Source organism: Methanosarcina sp. KYL-1 (genome assembly GCF_024372725.1).
In the GTDB taxonomy this organism is placed as follows: domain Archaea; phylum Halobacteriota; class Methanosarcinia; order Methanosarcinales; family Methanosarcinaceae; genus Methanosarcina.
This window is the reverse complement of sequence record NZ_VOUA01000045.1, coordinates 1-17,881: the sequence shown is the minus strand read 5'-3', so window position 1 is coordinate 17,881 and position 17,881 is coordinate 1. Positions and strand designations below refer to the sequence as shown.

The window sequence follows — 17,881 nt, the reverse complement described above, 5'->3', positions numbered from 1 at the left end:
ATCTTTCTCTGGCATATTATTTTATGTAGATGGTTACTATACATATGTTAATAAAGTTGCGTTGTTGGAGTTGACGGGCTGTATCCAGCCTTTGAAAAAGCGGGGATTAGCCCTTAATGCTCCTAAATGCTTATTCCGGATCACTGATGATTCCCGTTATACCGCCGGCTCACATACTCGATAAGCTTGCTACCGGTAAGCCGCTCGCTGGAAGGCCCGACCCGGATGTAAAACTCTTCCTCATTTTTGCCAGGCCTCATGAAAACAGCTTCATCGCCCTTCCTGCAGTCGATCTCCAGGATTTTTTTGCCGTTGACCGGCACAAGGGTGTATTCGATAAGAGGAGCGTAGGCGAGGCCGATGTGCTGCTTTATGAGCTGCTTGAAGTGGAGGAGGAACTTGTCCTCGTTCGGAAAACCGTCGTTTTCAATCCCCAGGACTTCCCCGTCGTTGGAGACCCCTACAAGGAGGATGCCGCCGTCGGTGTTCAGGTAAGCGACGATGGTCTTCAGAACAGCGTGTTCGACGTTCCAGTCCGGTTTCCCGCTCATGAGGTTCATGCGGAGGGTGGACTTGAACTCGAGCTTTTTGCTCTCCCCCCTGCGGATCAGTTCAAGGATGTAGTCGGAGTCGTTTGCAAGCTTCACGGCTTCCCGGATGAGTTCGAGCTTCTCCTCGATATGGGCGATGCTTTTCGGGTAAGTAGAAAGCCTGTGTTCAAAAAGGCTGAGCTGGGAGACCAGCTCTCCTATCAGGACCTTTATTTTAAGGATCTCAAGCTGGGTATGCAGGTCAGGAAAATACAATTTACTGTGGGTCAGGCCCTCCACGTCGACCCGGAAAGAAGGCCCGGATCCGGAAGCAAGAGAGATCCCTGTCCCTGCAAGTACTGCCGTGCTTTCATCGTCTTCAGCACACAGGTCTTCAACCGACGCCTCCCCTGCAAATGAAGTCTCCCCCGTAAAGGCATCCCCGGATGAAAAAGGAATTTTTCCGACAACTGTCTCCGACACCACTTCAGGGACCGTTTCCGAAACTATCTCTGAAACCATTTCCGGAACCGAATCCTCCGACCTGGCAGGAGTTACAGGCCCCTTTATAAAACCCCTGGCCTCCCAGGCCTTCCTTATCTTCTTCCCGAGGGGGTTGTTAAAAAAGTCCGCAAGGTACTCAGCACTCGCTTTTTCAGGGTCCAGGACAAGCTGAATGTAGGCAGGAGTTCTGCCCTCCACTCCCGGAAGGGAAGAGAGGGAAGAAAGAAAGGAAAGAGAGGAAAGGGGAGAAAGGGAGGAAAATGCCTGCCCTTCTTCATAGAGAGGAAGGTAAAGGGAATTATCCTCTTCCATAAAGCCCCCTTCAATAGCAGGGTCCGGAAAATTGACTCTGAAGGTGAACTCTGAAAGAGTGGTAGATCTCAGGCCGTACTGGCTGCATAAGGAATCGATTTCTTTTTCAACCATATATGATCAAACGCAGGGGTTATTCAGATTTATAAGGCATAAGTGAGGGGTCAAGAATCATATACTTTTTTCATTTCAAGTTACTTAAAAATTTCATTTTTAAAGGAAATACTAAACAATTCAAAGTTGAAACATTACAAAGTTGAAACAGTTCAGTAAAACGGTTCAGTAAAACGGTTCAGTAAAACGGTTCAGTAAAACAAAATAAAAAAATTCGGTCCCTTGCCGCTGACTGGAGAATGCGGAAAGGACCAAATCTATCGGAGATTTTTTGGCTTGCGGTTTATTTAATTTTGATTAATTTTGGTTTGCGGGTTACTATTAAATATTTACCATCTGCTGAACAGAGGCGACTGCAGAGGTGTTTATAGCTGTAGCTGAGGATGTGCACCCGCATTTTCTACAATAATAAAGGGTATTTGAGCCGAGGACCTGCTTTTTGAGAGCTGTGCCGCAGCGGATACATTTCGGTAAGGACTCAAGCATGCTTAATCACTCCATGATCATTATAGGCTCAAGCCTCGCTGTTTCTTTCCTGGTCCAGTACCCGCAAACGGGACAGTACTGATACCCCCCAAAGAGCTTATTTTCAAGTTCTGAGTGGCACTCAGGACATATTTTTAAGAAACCCATGCTGTTTTCCTCCTTTTTTGATCCCCATAAATAATTATTTTGCAGCTTTTTTTCATAATTGTTCATAAATCTCTGGTATTTTACCTACAATAGCTAATTGTATAACAAGTTATATATAGATTACCTAAATAACCCATATTAAAGCAGGGGGAATATATAGTTAAAGAAGTGCCAGGGCTCTTGCGAGCTCAGCGCCTTCCGAATTTCTTTTCCGCTTCCAGGACCGTCAGGGTGATCTTCATGACCGAATCGGGGTTGAGGGAAATGGACTCGATCCCTTCCTTTACCAGGAACTCTGCAAACTCCGGGTAGTCGCTCGGGGCCTGCCCGCAGATTCCGCTGTGCCTCCTGTTTCGCTTTGCTCCCTGTACGGCCATTGCAACTATCTTCATGACTCCGGGGTCCCGCTCATCGAATTCGGCAGCAAGCAGTTCGGAGTCCCGGTCAACGCCGAGGGTCAGCTGGGTCAGGTCATTTGAGCCAATGGAAAAGCCGTCAAAGAGTTCGCTGAACTCGTCTATAAGGAGGACGTTGTTGGGGATCTCGCACATGACATAGACCTGGAGCCCATTTTCTCCCCGCTTGAGTCCGTTTTTCTCCATTTCGGCAAGCACTTTCCTCCCTTCCTCGACGGTCCTGCAGAAAGGGATCATGAGAATGAGGTTTGTCAGGCCCATCTCGTCCCTGACTTTTTTCATGGCCCGGCACTCCAGGGCATAGCCTTCCCTGTAGCGCTTGTCAAAGTAGCGGGAAGCCCCACGGAACCCTATCATGGGGTTGCTCTCTTCCATTTCGAAGTAGCTGCCCCCGACGAGGCTTGCGTATTCGTTGGTCTTGAAGTCGCTCATGCGGACCACAACGGGCTTCGGGTAGAAGGCTGCAGCAATCGTCCCGACCCCTTCGGCAAGCTGCTCGACGAAGTACTCTCCCTTGTCCGCATACCCCCGGGTCAGCTCCTCGATTTCCCGGCGGACTTTTTGGTCCGTGAGCTTTTCCGGGTGCACGAGGGCCATGGGGTGGATCTTGATGTAGCTGTTGATTATGAACTCAAGCCGCGCAAGCCCGATCCCGTCATTGGGAATCATGGAAAAGGAAAAAGCTTCCTCCGGGTTTCCCAGGTTCATCATGACTTCGGTCTTCGGCCTCTCCAGGTCTTTTAAGCCCAGGGTGTCCATGTGGAAAGGCAGGATTCCGGCATACACGAGCCCGTCCTCGCCTTCTGCGCAGCTGACCGTGATTTCCCTGCCGGTCTCAAGCACCTCGGTGGCATTTCCGGCCCCCACGACCGCAGGGATCCCGAGTTCCCGGCTCACGATTGCAGCATGGCAGGTCCGCCCGCCTTTGTTAGTGACAATGGCAGCCGCAGTTTTCATGACCGGCTCCCAGTCAGGGGTGGTGGTGTCCGCAATGAGGACTTCCCCGGGCTTGAACGAGGGCAGGTCCGAAACATCCGGGACCACATGAGCTTTTCCGGCAGCGATCTTATCTCCCACGCTCCTGCCCCTGGCAAGGACTTCGGAGCGCTCCTCAAGGACATAGGTCTCCAGGACGTCCTTCCTTTTCTGGGACTGGACGGTCTCGGGCCTGGCCTGGACGATAAACAGCTCGCCTGTAATGCCGTCCTTTGCCCACTCAATATCCATGGGCCGGGATTCCCTGTATTTGTTTGAGTAGTGGTCCTCAATTGCAATCGCATACCCGGCAAGCTTAAGCACCTCTTCGTCGTCGAGGCAGAAGCGCAGCCTGTCAGCCTCAGGGACCTCCACGTTCCGGGTGAGCACCTTCGAGTCCCCGCGCCCGTAGATCATCTTGATCTCTTTGCTTCCGACCTTCTTTTTGATGATGGGCTTATACCCCTCCCGGAAAGTCGGCTTAAAGACGTAGAACTCGTCAGGGTTGACCTGCCCCTGCACGATGTTTTCCCCAAGCCCGTAAGCCCCGGTGATAAACACAACGTCCGGAAACCCCGTCTCCGTATCCAGGGTAAAGATAACCCCGCTCGAAGCCAGGTCCGACCTGACCATCTTCATGACCCCGATGGAAAGCGCCACCTTGAAGTGGTCGAATTTATTGGTCACCCTGTAGGAAATCGCCCTGTCCGTAAAAAGCGACGCAAAACAGCGCGTGCAGGCATCCCGAAGCGCCGGGTAGCCCCGGATGTTGAGGTAAGTCTCCTGCTGCCCCGCAAAAGAAGCCGTGGGCAGGTCCTCAGCCGTTGCCGAACTCCGGACAGCCACGTCGGTATCTTCCCCGTACTCCTCGCAGAGCCTGTCGTAAGCCTTCTTCACCTCTCCCCACAAATCGTCCGGAATCCCCGCCCCCAGAATCAGGTCGCGGGCCATCTTCCCCCGCTTCGCAAGGTCGGCAACGTCCGAAGTATCCAGCCCTTCCATCGACTCCTTGAGCTTGCCCAGGATCCCCCCGGCTGCCAGCACGTGCCAGTAAGCCTCCGCAGTAATCGAAAACCCATTCGGGATCCTTATCCCCTTCGAACTCAGTTCCCGGTACATTTCCCCGAGAGAAGCATTCTTCCCGCCCACAAGCGGGACGTCATCAATCGTAGTATCCTTAAACCAGCGGATGTATCTGTTTTCAGGCATATCCCGGAAATCCCCTTATAATTATTTTATGAAAATTAAGTAAGTAAGGCAATACATTTAAACTTTAACACCGCAGTAAAGAAGTTCACCTGCAGGTTTCCCCTTGCCCGACAGGTTTTTCTTCGTATCGGATGCGGACCCTATTGTAATTTATGCGCTAATGAAAGAAATGGGTTTGCCTAGAAGGGAAGAGGTGGGCAGAGGGAGAAGGGATAAGCGATAGTTGTAACGCTATACTCAAAAAATTTAAAGTTTCTATGGTTATATCCCCATTCTGCGTATTAACCTAAATTGAAAGGTGGGTTACTGATGGAACAGCGATACTTGAAGTATTCTGATGGTCGATATGAAGCAGATATTGATATCACTGTGGAAGAATGGAAATCAATGCTTCAAAATCCAAAAATTTTTGATAAAGCTTCTTTAGATATGGTTTCTAAATGGTATGATGAAATTGACCATAGAGCTACAACACAAGCAATAATGGCAAAGTATCCTTCTAATTTGAAAAAGTCCCCATATAATGGAATTGTCAAAGGGTTAACTCAACGAATTCTAAAGCATCTAGATCGGTTTGAAGTAATCGGAACTACAGGTAAGAAATCAGTATTCATCGTACCATTTGAAGGGTGGTATGAAGATTACAAAGAAGGTAATCATTTTGTCTGGAAGTTAAGAGATGAGTTAGTCCAGGCTTTAGAAGAGCTTGAGATGGTAGATAAGCAAGAGTTTCCATCCGAAAAACAAGAACTTACAAGTTATCTTGTAGAAAATCGACCGGATGGCAAAATTAGAGTGTGCTATACTACTCAATATGAACGAAATTCAATCAATAGACGTAATGCTATCACAATACATGGCACTGTATGTCAGGCATGTGGATTCGATTTTGAGAAGACATACGGTGAAATCGGGAAAGGCTATATCGAAGTTCATCATATAAAACCACTTTCAGAAGAAAAATGTGATGTTGAGATAAATCCTGAAACGGATCTAATATGTGTTTGTGCTAACTGTCATCGTATAATTCACAAAAGAAAGGATAAAGTTCTTTCTCTAAAAGAAGTGCAAAACTTGCTGCTAGAAAATAAAAAATAAGATTTAAAAATTTGACACCTGACTATCAGAGAAGGGCGCTGGAGGTTCATCGTTTATAATTTTGGCATTCGGACCACTTTTTTAATCCGCTTATATCAGGTACCGGGGCACTCACCGGCCGAAGGCCGGCCTTTCCCGGACTGAAATTGAAAAGAAGATGAAATTGAAAGACATACAGTTTTTTTAAATAAGCGCTGGCATGTCAAAAGTTGGGAATGCCGCAAAGTAATGTGTTCTTATCAATCCAGTCGGGTGTTTTTACTTTCAAATCTATTATTCAATTTACTTCTGGAAAAGCCGGCCGCCTTCGGCGCCCGGTGAGAGCCCCGGGACCTATTAAGCAAGTCGATAAACTGGTTCCGGATTTAACAGAAACTTCACGATGAAATGCAAATGGAAAGGCTTTCTTCAATTTCTGTTTGAAGTTGCGACATTTCCGGGAAAGTTTGTGCATCTGTCCCGACACCAGTAAAAAAATAAAAAAATAAGACTTGAAACTCGGGCAGTCATTCCCCATCAAGAAGCAGCCATTTCCAGATAGGTACGAAAGTTATTTTCCTATTATCCACCGTGATTTCTTCTTCCGTATCCTCGGTAAGGATGAGACCCTCGTCCAGCTCAAAGGTCTCCATGGCTGACAGCAGTCCTTCAATTTCCCGTTTTCTAGTCTTTTCACTGCTTATGTCCCAGCAGACCTGAACTGCCTGGATGATCCTGTTTTTTTCATTGACCAGGAAGTCAACTTCCTTTTGCTTTTCGTCTTTCCAGTAATAGATATCCCGGTACTTTCTTCTGAGCTGCATGAACACGATGTTCTCGACCAGCCTGCCGTAATCTTCCGAAAAGGCAAAGGATACTGTGTTTCTCAATCCTGTATCTATGCAATAGACCTTTCGCGGGTTAAGGATCTGTTCTTTTAAGGAGTAGGAGTATTTTTTTATAAAGAACAGCATGTATGTGCCTTCTATGTATGAGGAGTAGCGTTCAACCGTATCGAGGCTTGTTTTGAGAACATTTTTTATCCTGTTGTATGAGTTTGGGGACGATATGTTCGTTAGATAATATTTTGCAAGTTCTTCCAGTTTTTCTATGTCTCTTATTCCGTACCTCATGGTTACGTCTTTGATCAGGATGTCCCGGAAATAGGTGTAGAGGAGCTCTTTTTTGTTTCTTTCGTCTTTCTCAAGCGCAACTTTCGGAAAGCCACCCGTCTCTATGTATTCTTTAAGCATTTTTTTTATTCTGTGGCGTTCTGAGATAAGGTCAAGTTTGCTCTCGATATTTATGCCCTTGAACTCAAGGTACTCTTTAAAAGATAGGGGATATACCTCCGTGTCTATGTGGCGGCCCGCAAGGACGGTCGAATATTCGGAACTCAAAAGCCTTGAACTTGAACCGGTTATAAATACGTTTATCCGCCTGTTTTCATGGAGGTAGCGAGCGAATTTTTCCCAGCCGTCTATTACCTGGACTTCGTCAAGGACCACGTATTGCTCTTCGGAACTTGTTTTTATTTCCGTTTCGTATATCTCGTAGATCCTGTTCAGGAGGGCGAGATCCAGGTCCCTGAAACGCGGGTCTTCAAAGTTTATTACGAGTATGGCTTCTTTTGCTGTCCCTTCCTTAATTTTTTCTTCTAGATACTGGAGGATTATAGTTGATTTACCGGTCCTTCTTGCACCGGTAATGACCATTATTTCTTTAGCCTGTGCTTTTCTTTCTATTGTGTCCAACAGTTCTTCTCTTCTTGTACCTGTGTACTGGTCCTTTTTCCAGAAGTTCCAATCGAGAAGTATTTCCAGTATCTCTTTTTTGTCCATATATCCTGATATCTTTTGCAGCTATTAAAAGTTATCATCTATATCGGTAATTTTACTCAAATAGTTATCACTTATATCGATAATTTTATTTCAATAGCTATTATCTACATCGGTAGTTAAGTCAAAATAGCTATCATTCATATCGTTAACTTTACATTAATTATTGTCATTCATATCGGTAACTTTACACTAATAATACTCACCAGGCAACCCCGTCAAGAGGTGCCGGATTATCCAAAGACATCACAATCAAAGGACTCGATGACTTCTTTTTATTTACACGGGCAATTCGGTTATTTTGAGAAAGTGCTCGCAGCACGCCGGAATCTAATCGTAGAATTAATGGCATCATGGGCCAGGTTTTTTAATCCGCTTTTATCGAGTACCGGGGTACTCACCGGCCGAAGGCCGGCTTTTTCAGGACTGAAATTGAAAAGAGGTTGAAATCAAAGTCGCATGCAAGTTTTTTTGAAGTAAGCGCTAACACAAAGGTTGGGAATGCGGCAAAATAATGTGTTCTAATCAATCAAGGCTGGCATTTTAGTCCGCTTGAGCGAGCAACGCGAGCGAAACGGACCCCGTGCTCCCGAAGCGGAATTAGGGTTGGAAAAGGCCGGCCTCCTTCGTCGGCCGGTGAGAGTCCCGGTACCCACCAAACAATCCAATTAAATGGCTGTCGGTTTTCATTCGTTCATTCTGTTAGGAATCCCCTGTTTATTCCTTCTGAGTTTACACAAGCCCACGCAAATGCTGGGCTGCCAAAAAGCAAGATGCGATACTTTCTGTTCATTTATCCTCTGTGAAAACCTTTATGTATTGACCGACAGATTCAAAATAATGACCAATCCGGCATTTTTACAAATCGTTATAATTTTAATTGTCGCTGCTATATCTCTTCTCCTCGTCTCCTACCGGCTGGGAAAAAAGGTCAATAAGACCGGCAAATACACAAAAGGTTACGGGAAAGAGAACAAGAAGGAGGATGCAATGGGGACCGGGCTTGCCGTTGGCATGTCGCTTGGTTTGATAATGGGCCTTCTGATGGACAACATAGCCCTGGGGGTTGCTCTCGGGCCTGCCCTAGGGATGGCGATCGGGGCAGCGATCGGGGAAAAAGATAAGGAAAAATAAGAGAGTCCCGGTACCCACCACACAATCCCGTTAAGAGGTTCCGGATTTTCCTGAGGTCTCACAACAAAATGATGGACGAGCTTCTTCTACTTCTATAATCATTGGTTATTCCGGTCGAGTGCACACAGCGGGCCGGAACTGTAAAAATATAAAATATGAGAGCTGAAAGTCAGTATTCCACCTTATTTTCACATTCTTCCCAGGCCTTGAAGGCTTCAAGGGCTTCTTTCCTCAGGATCTGGCTGAACTTTATACGCCGCTCTTTGAGGGGGCGCAATATTTCGGAATAAATGAAGGAGTCGTCAAAACCGATTTTTTCGACGTCGTCCCTTGTGGCGGCAAAGAAGATTTTATCGAGCCTGGCCCAGTAGATGGCCCCGAGGCACATCGGGCAGGGTTCGCAGGAAGCGTAGATCTCGCAGCCGCTAAGGTCAAAGGTGTTCAGTTTTTGGGCTGCGGCCCTGATGACGTTGATCTCGGCATGGGCGGTGGGGTCGTTGAGCAGGGTGACCTGGTTGTGGCTCTCTGCGATAATTTCGCCATTTCTGGTGATTACGGCACCGAAGGGACCTCCTCCTTTAGTTACACTTTCGCAGGAAAGTTCTATGGCACGCATCATAAAAAGTAAGTCTTTATCTTGCATTTTTTACTCTCATTTACGGTATTTGTTTCTTGTACTCTCATTTACGGTATTTGTTTCTTGTACTCTCATTTACGTATTTGTCTCTTGTTCTTTCATTTACGTACTCACTGCTAATATGACATATGGCATAAATTTTATTAAAAGATAAAGGGACGCAGGGATACATCAAAAAATTTCATAAGTAATATTGGGGGTGGGACTCGTGGGCGGCTTTGGGGAGTGGGTAGTGGACACGGAAAAATAAAATTACAAAATAATTTTGCAGGATAAATTTAAGTACAAACATGCATAAAATTATTGACTGGTGATAATTTTGGCAACCAAGAGTTTTACAGCGGAAGAAGCAAAGGCAGTTGGGGAACAACTGGGACTAAAATGGGATAAGTTCGATGTTGACCAGTTCAGGAGAGGTATGGACGTAGAACTTGAACACGGCACACAGGACCCTGCAACAAATGTTACCAACGATGACCCCATAATGACGGGAAAAATTGCCCTCGCCCATCTTAATGAATTCCCGGACTACTATGACAGGCTGGAAGAGATGGAAGAGGAAGCCGAGGAATTCTGGGAAAAAGACTGAGCAATGGACTAACACTCAGCGTTTAATATTTCCCACTCCCTTTTTCTTATTTCATTTTCTTTTTAGAAAATGAATGGTTTGTTCCATTCGTTCACTCCTGTTTCTACTTTGAAAAAAACAAAACATAGGAAAGTGAATTATATAAAAAGAGATATAGTAATGCTTGATATTCTACATTATAATACCTGCATTATATTTTGCTATCTACACCACATAAGAGTTTGTTAATTAGAATGGACTCAAAAAAACTGAATTAAATCACCCTTCAAAGATGATCAAATTGCACCCTTCCGAGAAACCAAAAGTCCTCATTGTTGATGATGAACCTGGCCTGGTAGAGTTGCTATGTTCACAACTTGAGGACGATTATCTTCCTATCCCTGCCTGCAACGGAAAAGAAGCACTGGAGCTTGTAAAAAACCAGCTTCCGGATTTGATATTGTTAGACCTGATGCTGCCTGTAATTGATGGGTATGAAATTTGCAGGATTCTCAAAAAGGACCAGGAATATAGATTTATACCGGTAATAATCATCTCCGGGTTTTTTGAAAAAGCAAATAAAATAAAGGCAATTCAATGCGGAGCTGACGACTTTATTAACAAGCCAGTAGACAGCTTCGAACTTAAAACAAGAATAAATTCTTTGATAAGGATAAAAAGGAATTATGAAGCCCTGAAAGAAAGCGAAAACCGGTATAAGCAGTTATTCAAAAACAGCCCGGCAGTAACACTTTTAGTAGAGCCTGACGGGTGTCTCATCGTTGACGCAAATGATCCTGCATGTGCTTATTATGGGTATTCGCATAAAGAATTAACCTCAAAGAAAATTTATGACATCAATCTCCTATCCAGTGAAAAAATGGAAGAGCTTCGGCTGCAGGTTTCTTCCGAAAAGAAAGGCCATTTCCACTCCTGCCATAAACTTGCCAGCGGGGAAATCAGAAACGTAGAAGTGTATACCAACCTGATTAACATAAAAGGTAAGGAACTGCTTTTCACCAATGTTTATGATATCACTGCCAGCAAAAAAACCGAACTAGATCTGATAGAATCCGAAGAGAAATTCAAACACCTTGTAGAATTAGCAATTGATGGAATTTTTGTAGAAACGAACAGGGGAGAGATCCTTGACTGCAACGGTTCAGCCTGCAGGATGTTCGGCTACAGCAAGGAAGAAATGATAGGACTGACGATTGCAGACCTCGTTCCCGGGGATTTTGCAAGGACCCTGCCTGAGGTCATAACCTCTGAAGATACTACAGGAGATACTGCAGTTGAAAGGGTTAACAGAAAGAAAGACGGAACCACCTTTCCCACTGAAATTGCAACCAAACTCTTCAAACTGGGCGGGGAAGAGAGGCTGATTGCTTACGTCCGGGACATTACGGAACGCAAAAAAGCTGAAGAGACATTAAGGAAAAGTGAAGAGAGCTTCCGTACACTTGTAGATTATACTCCTGACAGCATACTCATCCTGGACTTTGAAGGCAACATTTTAACCGCAAACGCAGCCGTTGGAAAACTATTAGATGTTGGGATGGAAGAGGTAATCGGTGCAAATATTGTAAAATTCCTGGCTCCCGAATCCGTAGAAACCGCAATAAAGGACCAGATAAATGTGCTGAGTGACAGGGGAGGATACCTGAACACTTACAGAGTAATTTCCCCGAAAGGCGAATCTTTCTGGATTGAAGGCCTGGGCACCAAAATAAACTACGAGAACAGGCCTGCAAACATTGTTGTCATAAGGGACATAACCGTAAGAAAACAGGCAGAAGAAGCCTTGATTAATGCAAAAATCGCTGCCGAATCCGCAAACCGCACAAAAAGCGAGTTCCTGGCAAACATGAGCCACGAGCTGAGGACACCTTTGAACTCAATTATCGGCTTTTCGGACCTCCTTACAAACGGAATAGGCGGGAGCCTCAATGAAAAACAGTTAAGGTATGTCCAGTTTATTTCATCAAGCGGGAAAAATCTCCTCAATATCATCAACGATATCCTGGATCTATCAAAAGCAGAATCCGGAAAACTTGAACTCAACAAAGAAGAGTTTTTCGTCGACGAGTCCATCGATAAAGTCATTTCAATGATGCTCCCCCAAACAGGAGAAAAGAACCTCACATTAAACTACAAATCAAAGAACCTGAACAATATATCAGAGAACCAATTATTAGAGAACCAATTATCAGAGAACCAATTATCAGAGAACCAATTATCAGAGAACCAATTATCAGAAAACCAATCAGAAAACCAATCAGAAAACCAATCAGAAAACCATCCCACCGAAAACATATCAGAGAACCGGCCTGGAAAAATCTATGCTGATATGAGTAAATTTCAGCAGATCCTGTACAATCTCCTAAGCAATGCAACAAAATTCACTCCTCCAGGCGGTTCGATTGAGATCATTTCAAAAATCGAGGGAGAAACGGTCCAGATAACCGTAAAAGACACAGGCATCGGTATCCCCGAAGACAGCCTGGACAAGATTTTCAAGCCTTTTGTCCAGATCGATTCTTCCATGAAGCGCTCTTTTGAAGGTACGGGGCTCGGGCTTGCCCTGGTAAAGAAGTATATCGAGATGCATGGCGGCAGCATCGAAGTGGAAAGCAAAATCGGAAAAGGCACATCCTTTACATTCGAAATGCCGGCATACGGGAAGAATTGAAGCCGGAGGGTTTGAACCCGGAGGGATTGAGCCCGAAGATTGAAACTGAAGATTGAAACTGAAGATCGAGCTCGAAGGAATTGAATCTTTTTTAAAAAATCAACAGGCGGTTAAAGTCCTGTAATAAAATATTTTTCAATTCATAATATATCCTTATATCCTTACCGCACCATAGACAGCGCACGGCAACCAAAAAAGACGGCAAATAACAAAACGATGGCAAATAACAAGATGATGGTAAAATGACAAGTTACAAGCTGCTGGTAAAAGACGTAATAAAAAAAGCCGATGTCCTTCTTGAGGTCGTGGACGCAAGGTTCCCCGACGAGACTCGCAACAGTGAAGTCGAAAAGGAGATAAGGCGATTAAAAAAGCCCTTCATAATAGTCCTCAACAAATGCGACCTTGTATCAAAGGAAAAACTTGAGAAAACCAAGGCCCGCTTCTCGAAAATTGCGCCCACGGTCTTTGTTTCCGGGAAGGACAGGTACGGGACGACAATGCTGAGGCACCAGATCCTTGAAACCGCAAACATAAAAGGGCGCGACATTATGGTCGGGACCCTCGGCTACCCCAACGCAGGCAAGTCCTCGGTAATCAACGGCGTTACGGGCAGGCACAGTGCCGGAACTTCCTCCATATCGGGGCACACAAAAGGAGTGCAGCTTGTGGACGCCGGTTCACGCATCATGTTCATTGACACCCCCGGAGTGATCCCCTTTGGCGAGAATGACGAATACTTACAGGGCCTGCTTGGCGTAAAAGACGCAACACACCTGAAGGACCATTTCGGGGTAGCCCTGAAAATAATAGAGAAACTGTGCTCTGAAAACAAAAATTCCCTGGAGTCCTTCTATCAGGTCACACTAGAAGAACAGGACCCCTATGCTGTGCTTGAACTCATAGGCAGACAGTGTAACTTCCTTCAGAAAAAAGGAGAAGTCGACGAAAACAGGACAGCTGTCCGGATAATCAATGACTGGCAAAACGGGCTTCTCCGGCCCTAAAAAATGATGAAGCTCCTTATCTGAACAAAATTTGGCCAGGCTCTGGTTGCAATTTTCCCGGAGAAAAGGGAAAAATTATTCAAGCTTTAAAAAGAAATTAACATAAAAGAGATTAGGTAAAATAAAAAGGATAAGGAACGAAAAGGCATGGCCAAAAATCTGGAGCAAAAACCGGAAAAAGAAGAAAAACCGGAAACTGAAAGAAAACCGGAAAAAGAAGAAAAACCGAAAACTGACGGAAATATGGAAAAAGAAGAAAAATCAGAAAAAGAAAGGATATTGAAGAATAAACTAATTCTGGTTACTGCAAAACTTTTGATAGTAATTTTCGTGATCCTGCTAGCCCTTCTCTCCCAGATGTAAAGCAGGGTACGTCAGGTAGGGCTTATTTATTCGGGCAACTTACTTTTCTTTGACCAGGCAGGATGCTCTACAGTGCGAGCTGACTCTGGACGAGACCGGCCCGTAATTATCTCCGGTACAGAAAACGATACTTTTGATGCCGTACCCGCCCGAAAGCACAATCGTATTGCTGCGGGGGTAAAAGGTTACTTTTTTTACGTCTCTCCACTTCATAACCTGGTTTTGCCCGGCATTTGCCAGGAAGCCCGTACCTGCTGCTGTGGGGTTCCGGAAAAGAAGCCCCAGGATAATGAGTAAAAAGTTTACAGTGCTGTTTTTCTTTTTCTGCCCGGTCCGGGTCAGGGTTTCAACACCTCCTTCGTCCACCACGTATGTGAGTTCGTATTTGTTCCCGTAGTAAGCGAAGATGAAAAGGGCGGTCAATAAGAAAAGCAGGCCGATCAGCATAAGGGCATACTTGAATCCTGAAAGGTTCGTGCCGTCAGAATAAAAATGCCCACCGAGAATTGAAGGCAGGATTATCAAAAATACAATCGTGACTGTGCCCAGGACAGCAATCCCCAGAACTCTGGAAAGCTCCTTTAAAATAAATTTATTTGTAAGTATCGAAGTATCTATGTCCCATTTGATTCCGTTTTCATAATTATTGCTCATGATCTGCCACCATGTATAGAATTACACAGGAAACAATATTTAGCTTTGTTGAAAGGACTACTTTACCTGTTATTCAAATATGTAAATCCTGTACAGAAAAGCCTTTTCGACAAATCTGCGAAGAAGACGATGCTTCGCTCCCACAGGGAGGGAAATTTCATATAAATATCTCTCGCAGCTGCTCAGGTCAAAAGCGTTCAGGTTGCTAGCTGTTGCCCTGATATAGCACTAACCTACGAATAGGCTACGAATAGGTAGTTTGGTCGTTGAGCAAAGTGACATGGTTATTGCTCTCTGCAATAATTTCTCCGTATAAGGTGATCACGAAGCCGAAAAACCCTCCTCACTCTTCCACACTTTCAATGGAAATCCCAATTGCACGTCTTATAAACAAAAAATACAAAAAAATCGTTTTCTGACATTTTTTACTCTCCTTTTTGCATTTTCAGAAAAACTTTCAAAGTATGAAAAAAATGTTCTGCTTCCTGCTATGGTTTTTATATATTCGATTGAAAAATGAAGTGAATATATAAAAATGAAAATATCGTTATCTATAGAAATATTTGAGTATAAGCAGACTTAAATAATTATAAAATGAAATTATATTTCCTATTATTATATATGTCTGCTAGAGAATACCATTTATTTGCTTTAAAAACGCATTACATTGTTAACAATATAAGTAATGCGCGAAAGTAACACCAATAACAAAAGGCAAAAAATCTCTAAGGAAGGGGGGAATAAATGAGAAAACTTGCAGTTTTATTCATGGCATTGTCACTATGCATTCTCGCAATACCTGCGATGGCAGAGGATGAACCAGGTGACCCGAACTCACTACTACCAGGCGACAACATCTGGATTTCCATATCTCCTATGGAAGCACATCCAATGTATATTGACCGACCGGCACCGGTAATTCCGACAATACCCGGTTACCCGATCCGTGTGGCAGTGTACAGCAATCCTTATAGATACCTAACAACTGACGAAGACGACAACCCTATTTGGGCAGAGATTTATGATCCCAATACACAAAACTTCAGTGTCACTGATCTAAAGGCCTTCACAAAAGACCAGATAACACTTAGACTTCCAAATGAAACAGACTCTGGATCTCCTGCCCTTACAGGTGCAAGCTATACAAAAGTGCATATGGAGAATGACTATAAGTACGAATATGTCTTCTACGTAAGAGATCTGAGCAACCTTGATTCAAGTGTTGAGAGATTATTCTTCGTTGCAGACAATGGAGTGGACAAATATCAGGGAAGCGGCCTGGTTAAAGTCACCGAAACATCCCAGAGCGGCGGCGGCAAAAAAGGCAGCAGTCCTAAAGGAGGGGCTGGAGGCAGCGATAACAACCGCAATAACGGCGGAGGCCCTGATGACAGCAAACCCCAGGGACCGAATCAGGGAGGAAAGAAATAAAATCCTTTCTACCCTTTTCATTTTTATGTCTGAAGCGAGTTAATTAAACAGCAACCTATTTCTGGAAAAAAACTTAACTTGAAGGGATGGTTCCTTCATCTTAGCATCTCCACGATTTTTTCAGGCAGTTCATTCCGGTTCCCCTCATCAATCGTCAAAACCTCAAACTCCTCCCTTATCCTCTGCACCAGCGGATGCTTGCTGGACCTGTGCAGCACCGCCAGCACCGGCCTGTCCGATTCCAGGACCTCTTCCACCGCTGAAATAAACTCATCGGATTTGAGCTCCATTGGTCCGACCTCATCGATGACCACCAGGTCGCAGGCAAGGGCGTTCCTGAGAGCATTCGCTCCTATCCCCTCAAGGTCTTCCAGGTTGACGTGATATTTTCCAACCCTCGGCCCGCTCCCACTGGCATGGCTCAGGATGCCGGTTTCTCCGGTGGCAAGGTCCCGGATGGAAAAACCTTCTCGCGTTCCTTCCTTTCGGATTTCGGCCGTCCGGATGCCTCCAACCTTGAGGCCCATCTCCCTGACAAGCCTCTCAGCGGCTTTTGCCACAACTGTTGACTTCCCTACCCCCGGCCGGCCTGTTACTGCAATTCTCAGCATTGAATTATCCCCTGTTTATCAAAATACACCTCTAAATATACCTCAATATCTCAATATCTCAAATATATCTCAATATCTCAAAATATACTTCAAAATATACCGGTTTTTTACTAAAAACCCACCCGAATACATACGTCTTATTCAGACGGAGCTTATAAAAACGTTGCCGGACATATTCTATGTATGGAACAACAGGGGAGTGTTTTGATGGATCCTGAGTCCGAAATCCTTCTTATGAAGATCGACGAGATCAAGAAACGCTTTGACACCATTGATGCCCGCCTTGACAAAATGGAGCAGGCCCTCGAACGCATCAACGGAATTTTGAAAAAGGTTGAGGAGAACACGTACTTTGGGTGCTATGTGCAGAGTGAGCAGCTGGAGTAAAGGTGAATGAAATATCCAGCCTTTTGAATCTCAACTTTTTTTGATACATCCATTGATTAATTTTTGAATTTGCTTTTGCCCATCTGTGCTCCATAATCATTGCCGTTTTGGATTATTGCGGCATGGGATCATAAGAGCGTGGTTACGTACCAGATGTATGATGCCTTATGGGAGATTCATTTATACTTTATGTGAGACTCTTATGGGATAAGTTAGGAGCCGGATTTTTGAATTCGCTTATATCGGGTACCGGCGTACTCACCGGCCCAAGCTGTCCTTTTCATGTATAAAATTTAAAAGAATATGAAATCGAAAGTACAGGAATATTTTTTTTACATTAAACACCAGCACATCAAGGTAATGGCACATCAAAATACAATGACCACCAGCACATCAAAAGGTCGACGATACGGCGAAGTAATATGTTCTCATCCGTTTCGCCTTGCATTTTTAGGAGCATTAAGGGCTAATCCCCGCTTTTTCAAAGGCGGGATACAGCCCGTCAACTCCAACAACGTAACTTTATTAACATATGTTAAGTAACAATCTACATAAAATAATATGCCAGAGAAAGATTATTGGATAGTATATTGATACCTAAAAGGTTGATACCTAAAAGGTGAACTGATTGTTGAAAGTGTTACGGTATAGGGTCTATCCTACAAAGGCTCAAAAAACAACTATGAATAACACTCTTGAGCTTTGCCGGTGGACGTATAACGAAACACTCGCACTCAGGAAAAACGCATGGGAATTAGAACAAAAGAACATAGGTTACTATGATTCTAA

Annotated in this window: 17 protein-coding genes; 9 read left to right on the top strand and 8 right to left on the bottom strand. The window is 44.5% G+C overall.

Annotated elements, in window-relative coordinates; translation table 11 throughout:
* Window positions 1–140: 140 nt before the first annotated feature.
* The 4 genes from FTO70_RS17395 to ppsA form a co-directional block, all read right to left on the bottom strand.
* A complete protein-coding gene (locus FTO70_RS17395) occupies window positions 141–1,460 on the bottom strand; it encodes a helix-turn-helix domain-containing protein (RefSeq protein WP_255337041.1) in 1,320 nt (439 codons plus the stop codon).
* A gap of 321 nt (window positions 1,461–1,781) precedes the next feature.
* Window positions 1,782–1,946 (bottom strand): zinc finger domain-containing protein, encoded by a 165-nt coding sequence (locus tag FTO70_RS17390; protein WP_255337040.1) that lies wholly within the window; start codon window positions 1,944–1,946, stop codon window positions 1,782–1,784.
* 6 nt (window positions 1,947–1,952) lie between these two features.
* Window positions 1,953–2,159: a hypothetical protein gene (locus FTO70_RS17385; RefSeq protein WP_255337043.1), complete on the bottom strand. Its 207-nt coding sequence runs from the start codon at window positions 2,157–2,159 to the stop codon at window positions 1,953–1,955.
* 122 nt (window positions 2,160–2,281) lie between these two features.
* Window positions 2,282–4,693 carry a phosphoenolpyruvate synthase gene (gene ppsA, locus FTO70_RS17380; protein WP_255337039.1) on the bottom strand — a complete coding sequence of 804 codons (2,412 nt, stop codon included), beginning with the start codon at window positions 4,691–4,693 and terminating at the stop codon, window positions 2,282–2,284.
* 309 nt (window positions 4,694–5,002) lie between these two features.
* On the opposite strand from ppsA, the gene FTO70_RS17375 reads away from it, so the two are divergent.
* Entirely contained in the window at window positions 5,003–5,791 is a 789-nt protein-coding gene (locus FTO70_RS17375; RefSeq protein ID WP_255337038.1) for an HNH endonuclease, read from the top strand.
* A 506-nt stretch (window positions 5,792–6,297) separates the two neighbouring features.
* Here the strand turns inward: FTO70_RS17375 and FTO70_RS17370 are convergent.
* On the bottom strand, window positions 6,298–7,611 hold the full coding sequence (locus FTO70_RS17370) for an ATP-binding protein (protein WP_255337037.1): 1,314 nt from the start codon (window positions 7,609–7,611) through the stop codon (window positions 6,298–6,300).
* Window positions 7,612–8,448: 837 nt separating this feature from the next.
* On the opposite strand from FTO70_RS17370, the gene FTO70_RS17365 reads away from it, so the two are divergent.
* A complete protein-coding gene (locus FTO70_RS17365) occupies window positions 8,449–8,742 on the top strand; it encodes a hypothetical protein (RefSeq protein ID WP_255337036.1) in 294 nt (97 codons plus the stop codon).
* 169 nt (window positions 8,743–8,911) lie between these two features.
* Here FTO70_RS17365 and FTO70_RS17360 read toward each other — a convergent pair whose 3' ends face one another.
* Window positions 8,912–9,385 carry a nucleoside deaminase gene (locus tag FTO70_RS17360; RefSeq protein WP_255337035.1) on the bottom strand — a complete coding sequence of 158 codons (474 nt, stop codon included), beginning with the start codon at window positions 9,383–9,385 and terminating at the stop codon, window positions 8,912–8,914.
* A gap of 304 nt (window positions 9,386–9,689) precedes the next feature.
* On the opposite strand from FTO70_RS17360, the gene FTO70_RS17355 reads away from it, so the two are divergent.
* The 4 genes from FTO70_RS17355 to FTO70_RS17340 all read left to right on the top strand — a co-directional run bounded on the left by FTO70_RS17355 (window position 9,690) and on the right by FTO70_RS17340 (window position 14,009).
* Window positions 9,690–9,968, top strand: coding sequence for a DUF5661 family protein (locus tag FTO70_RS17355; protein ID WP_255337034.1), 279 nt, complete (start codon window positions 9,690–9,692; stop codon window positions 9,966–9,968).
* A 271-nt stretch (window positions 9,969–10,239) separates the two neighbouring features.
* A complete protein-coding gene (locus FTO70_RS17350; protein WP_255337033.1) occupies window positions 10,240–12,639 on the top strand; it encodes a PAS domain S-box protein in 2,400 nt (799 codons plus the stop codon).
* 242 nt (window positions 12,640–12,881) lie between these two features.
* Complete coding sequence (locus tag FTO70_RS17345; protein ID WP_255337032.1) at window positions 12,882–13,646, top strand: GTPase; 765 nt, start codon at window positions 12,882–12,884, stop codon at window positions 13,644–13,646.
* 147 nt (window positions 13,647–13,793) lie between these two features.
* Window positions 13,794–14,009, top strand: a complete 216-nt coding sequence (locus FTO70_RS17340; protein WP_255337031.1) for a hypothetical protein — start codon at window positions 13,794–13,796, stop codon at window positions 14,007–14,009.
* A gap of 39 nt (window positions 14,010–14,048) precedes the next feature.
* On the opposite strand, the gene FTO70_RS17335 is transcribed toward FTO70_RS17340, so the two are convergent.
* On the bottom strand, window positions 14,049–14,663 hold the full coding sequence (locus FTO70_RS17335) for a hypothetical protein (RefSeq protein ID WP_255337030.1): 615 nt from the start codon (window positions 14,661–14,663) through the stop codon (window positions 14,049–14,051).
* 744 nt (window positions 14,664–15,407) lie between these two features.
* Here FTO70_RS17335 and FTO70_RS17330 point away from each other — a divergent pair.
* The gene (locus FTO70_RS17330; RefSeq protein ID WP_255337029.1) at window positions 15,408–16,094 is read left to right on the top strand and encodes a hypothetical protein; all 687 of its coding nucleotides are present in this window, start codon (window positions 15,408–15,410) and stop codon (window positions 16,092–16,094) included.
* A 95-nt stretch (window positions 16,095–16,189) separates the two neighbouring features.
* On the opposite strand, the gene FTO70_RS17325 is transcribed toward FTO70_RS17330, so the two are convergent.
* Window positions 16,190–16,705 (bottom strand): NTPase, encoded by a 516-nt coding sequence (locus tag FTO70_RS17325; RefSeq protein ID WP_255337028.1) that lies wholly within the window; start codon window positions 16,703–16,705, stop codon window positions 16,190–16,192.
* Window positions 16,706–16,912: 207 nt separating this feature from the next.
* On the opposite strand from FTO70_RS17325, the gene FTO70_RS17320 reads away from it, so the two are divergent.
* Together FTO70_RS17320 and FTO70_RS17315 are read left to right on the top strand one after the other, a co-directional pair.
* Window positions 16,913–17,092 carry a hypothetical protein gene (locus FTO70_RS17320; RefSeq protein WP_255337027.1) on the top strand — a complete coding sequence of 60 codons (180 nt, stop codon included), beginning with the start codon at window positions 16,913–16,915 and terminating at the stop codon, window positions 17,090–17,092.
* A 637-nt stretch (window positions 17,093–17,729) separates the two neighbouring features.
* On the top strand, window positions 17,730–17,881 hold a 152-nt coding region (locus FTO70_RS17315), incomplete at its 3' end, for a helix-turn-helix domain-containing protein (protein ID WP_255337042.1).

Bases quoted from the DNA above. Each gene is read 5' to 3' on its own strand.
- FTO70_RS17390 (WP_255337040.1), bottom strand. From the start codon at position 1,946: ATGCTTGAGTCCTTACCGAAATGTATCCGCTGCGGCACAGCTCTCAAA.
- FTO70_RS17350 (WP_255337033.1), top strand. From the start codon at position 10,240: ATGATCAAATTGCACCCTTCCGAGAAACCAAAAGTCCTCATTGTTGAT.
- FTO70_RS17395 (WP_255337041.1), bottom strand. From the start codon at position 1,460: ATGGTTGAAAAAGAAATCGATTCCTTATGCAGCCAGTACGGCCTGAGA.
- ppsA (WP_255337039.1), bottom strand. From the start codon at position 4,693: ATGCCTGAAAACAGATACATCCGCTGGTTTAAGGATACTACGATTGAT.
- FTO70_RS17320 (WP_255337027.1), top strand. From the start codon at position 16,913: ATGGATCCTGAGTCCGAAATCCTTCTTATGAAGATCGACGAGATCAAG.
- FTO70_RS17330 (WP_255337029.1), top strand. From the start codon at position 15,408: ATGAGAAAACTTGCAGTTTTATTCATGGCATTGTCACTATGCATTCTC.
- FTO70_RS17385 (WP_255337043.1), bottom strand. From the start codon at position 2,159: ATGAACAATTATGAAAAAAAGCTGCAAAATAATTATTTATGGGGATCA.
- FTO70_RS17365 (WP_255337036.1), top strand. From the start codon at position 8,449: ATGACCAATCCGGCATTTTTACAAATCGTTATAATTTTAATTGTCGCT.
- FTO70_RS17360 (WP_255337035.1), bottom strand. From the start codon at position 9,385: ATGCAAGATAAAGACTTACTTTTTATGATGCGTGCCATAGAACTTTCC.
- FTO70_RS17325 (WP_255337028.1), bottom strand. From the start codon at position 16,705: ATGCTGAGAATTGCAGTAACAGGCCGGCCGGGGGTAGGGAAGTCAACA.
- FTO70_RS17340 (WP_255337031.1), top strand. From the start codon at position 13,794: ATGGCCAAAAATCTGGAGCAAAAACCGGAAAAAGAAGAAAAACCGGAA.
- FTO70_RS17375 (WP_255337038.1), top strand. From the start codon at position 5,003: ATGGAACAGCGATACTTGAAGTATTCTGATGGTCGATATGAAGCAGAT.
- FTO70_RS17370 (WP_255337037.1), bottom strand. From the start codon at position 7,611: ATGGACAAAAAAGAGATACTGGAAATACTTCTCGATTGGAACTTCTGG.
- FTO70_RS17335 (WP_255337030.1), bottom strand. From the start codon at position 14,663: ATGAGCAATAATTATGAAAACGGAATCAAATGGGACATAGATACTTCG.
- FTO70_RS17345 (WP_255337032.1), top strand. From the start codon at position 12,882: ATGACAAGTTACAAGCTGCTGGTAAAAGACGTAATAAAAAAAGCCGAT.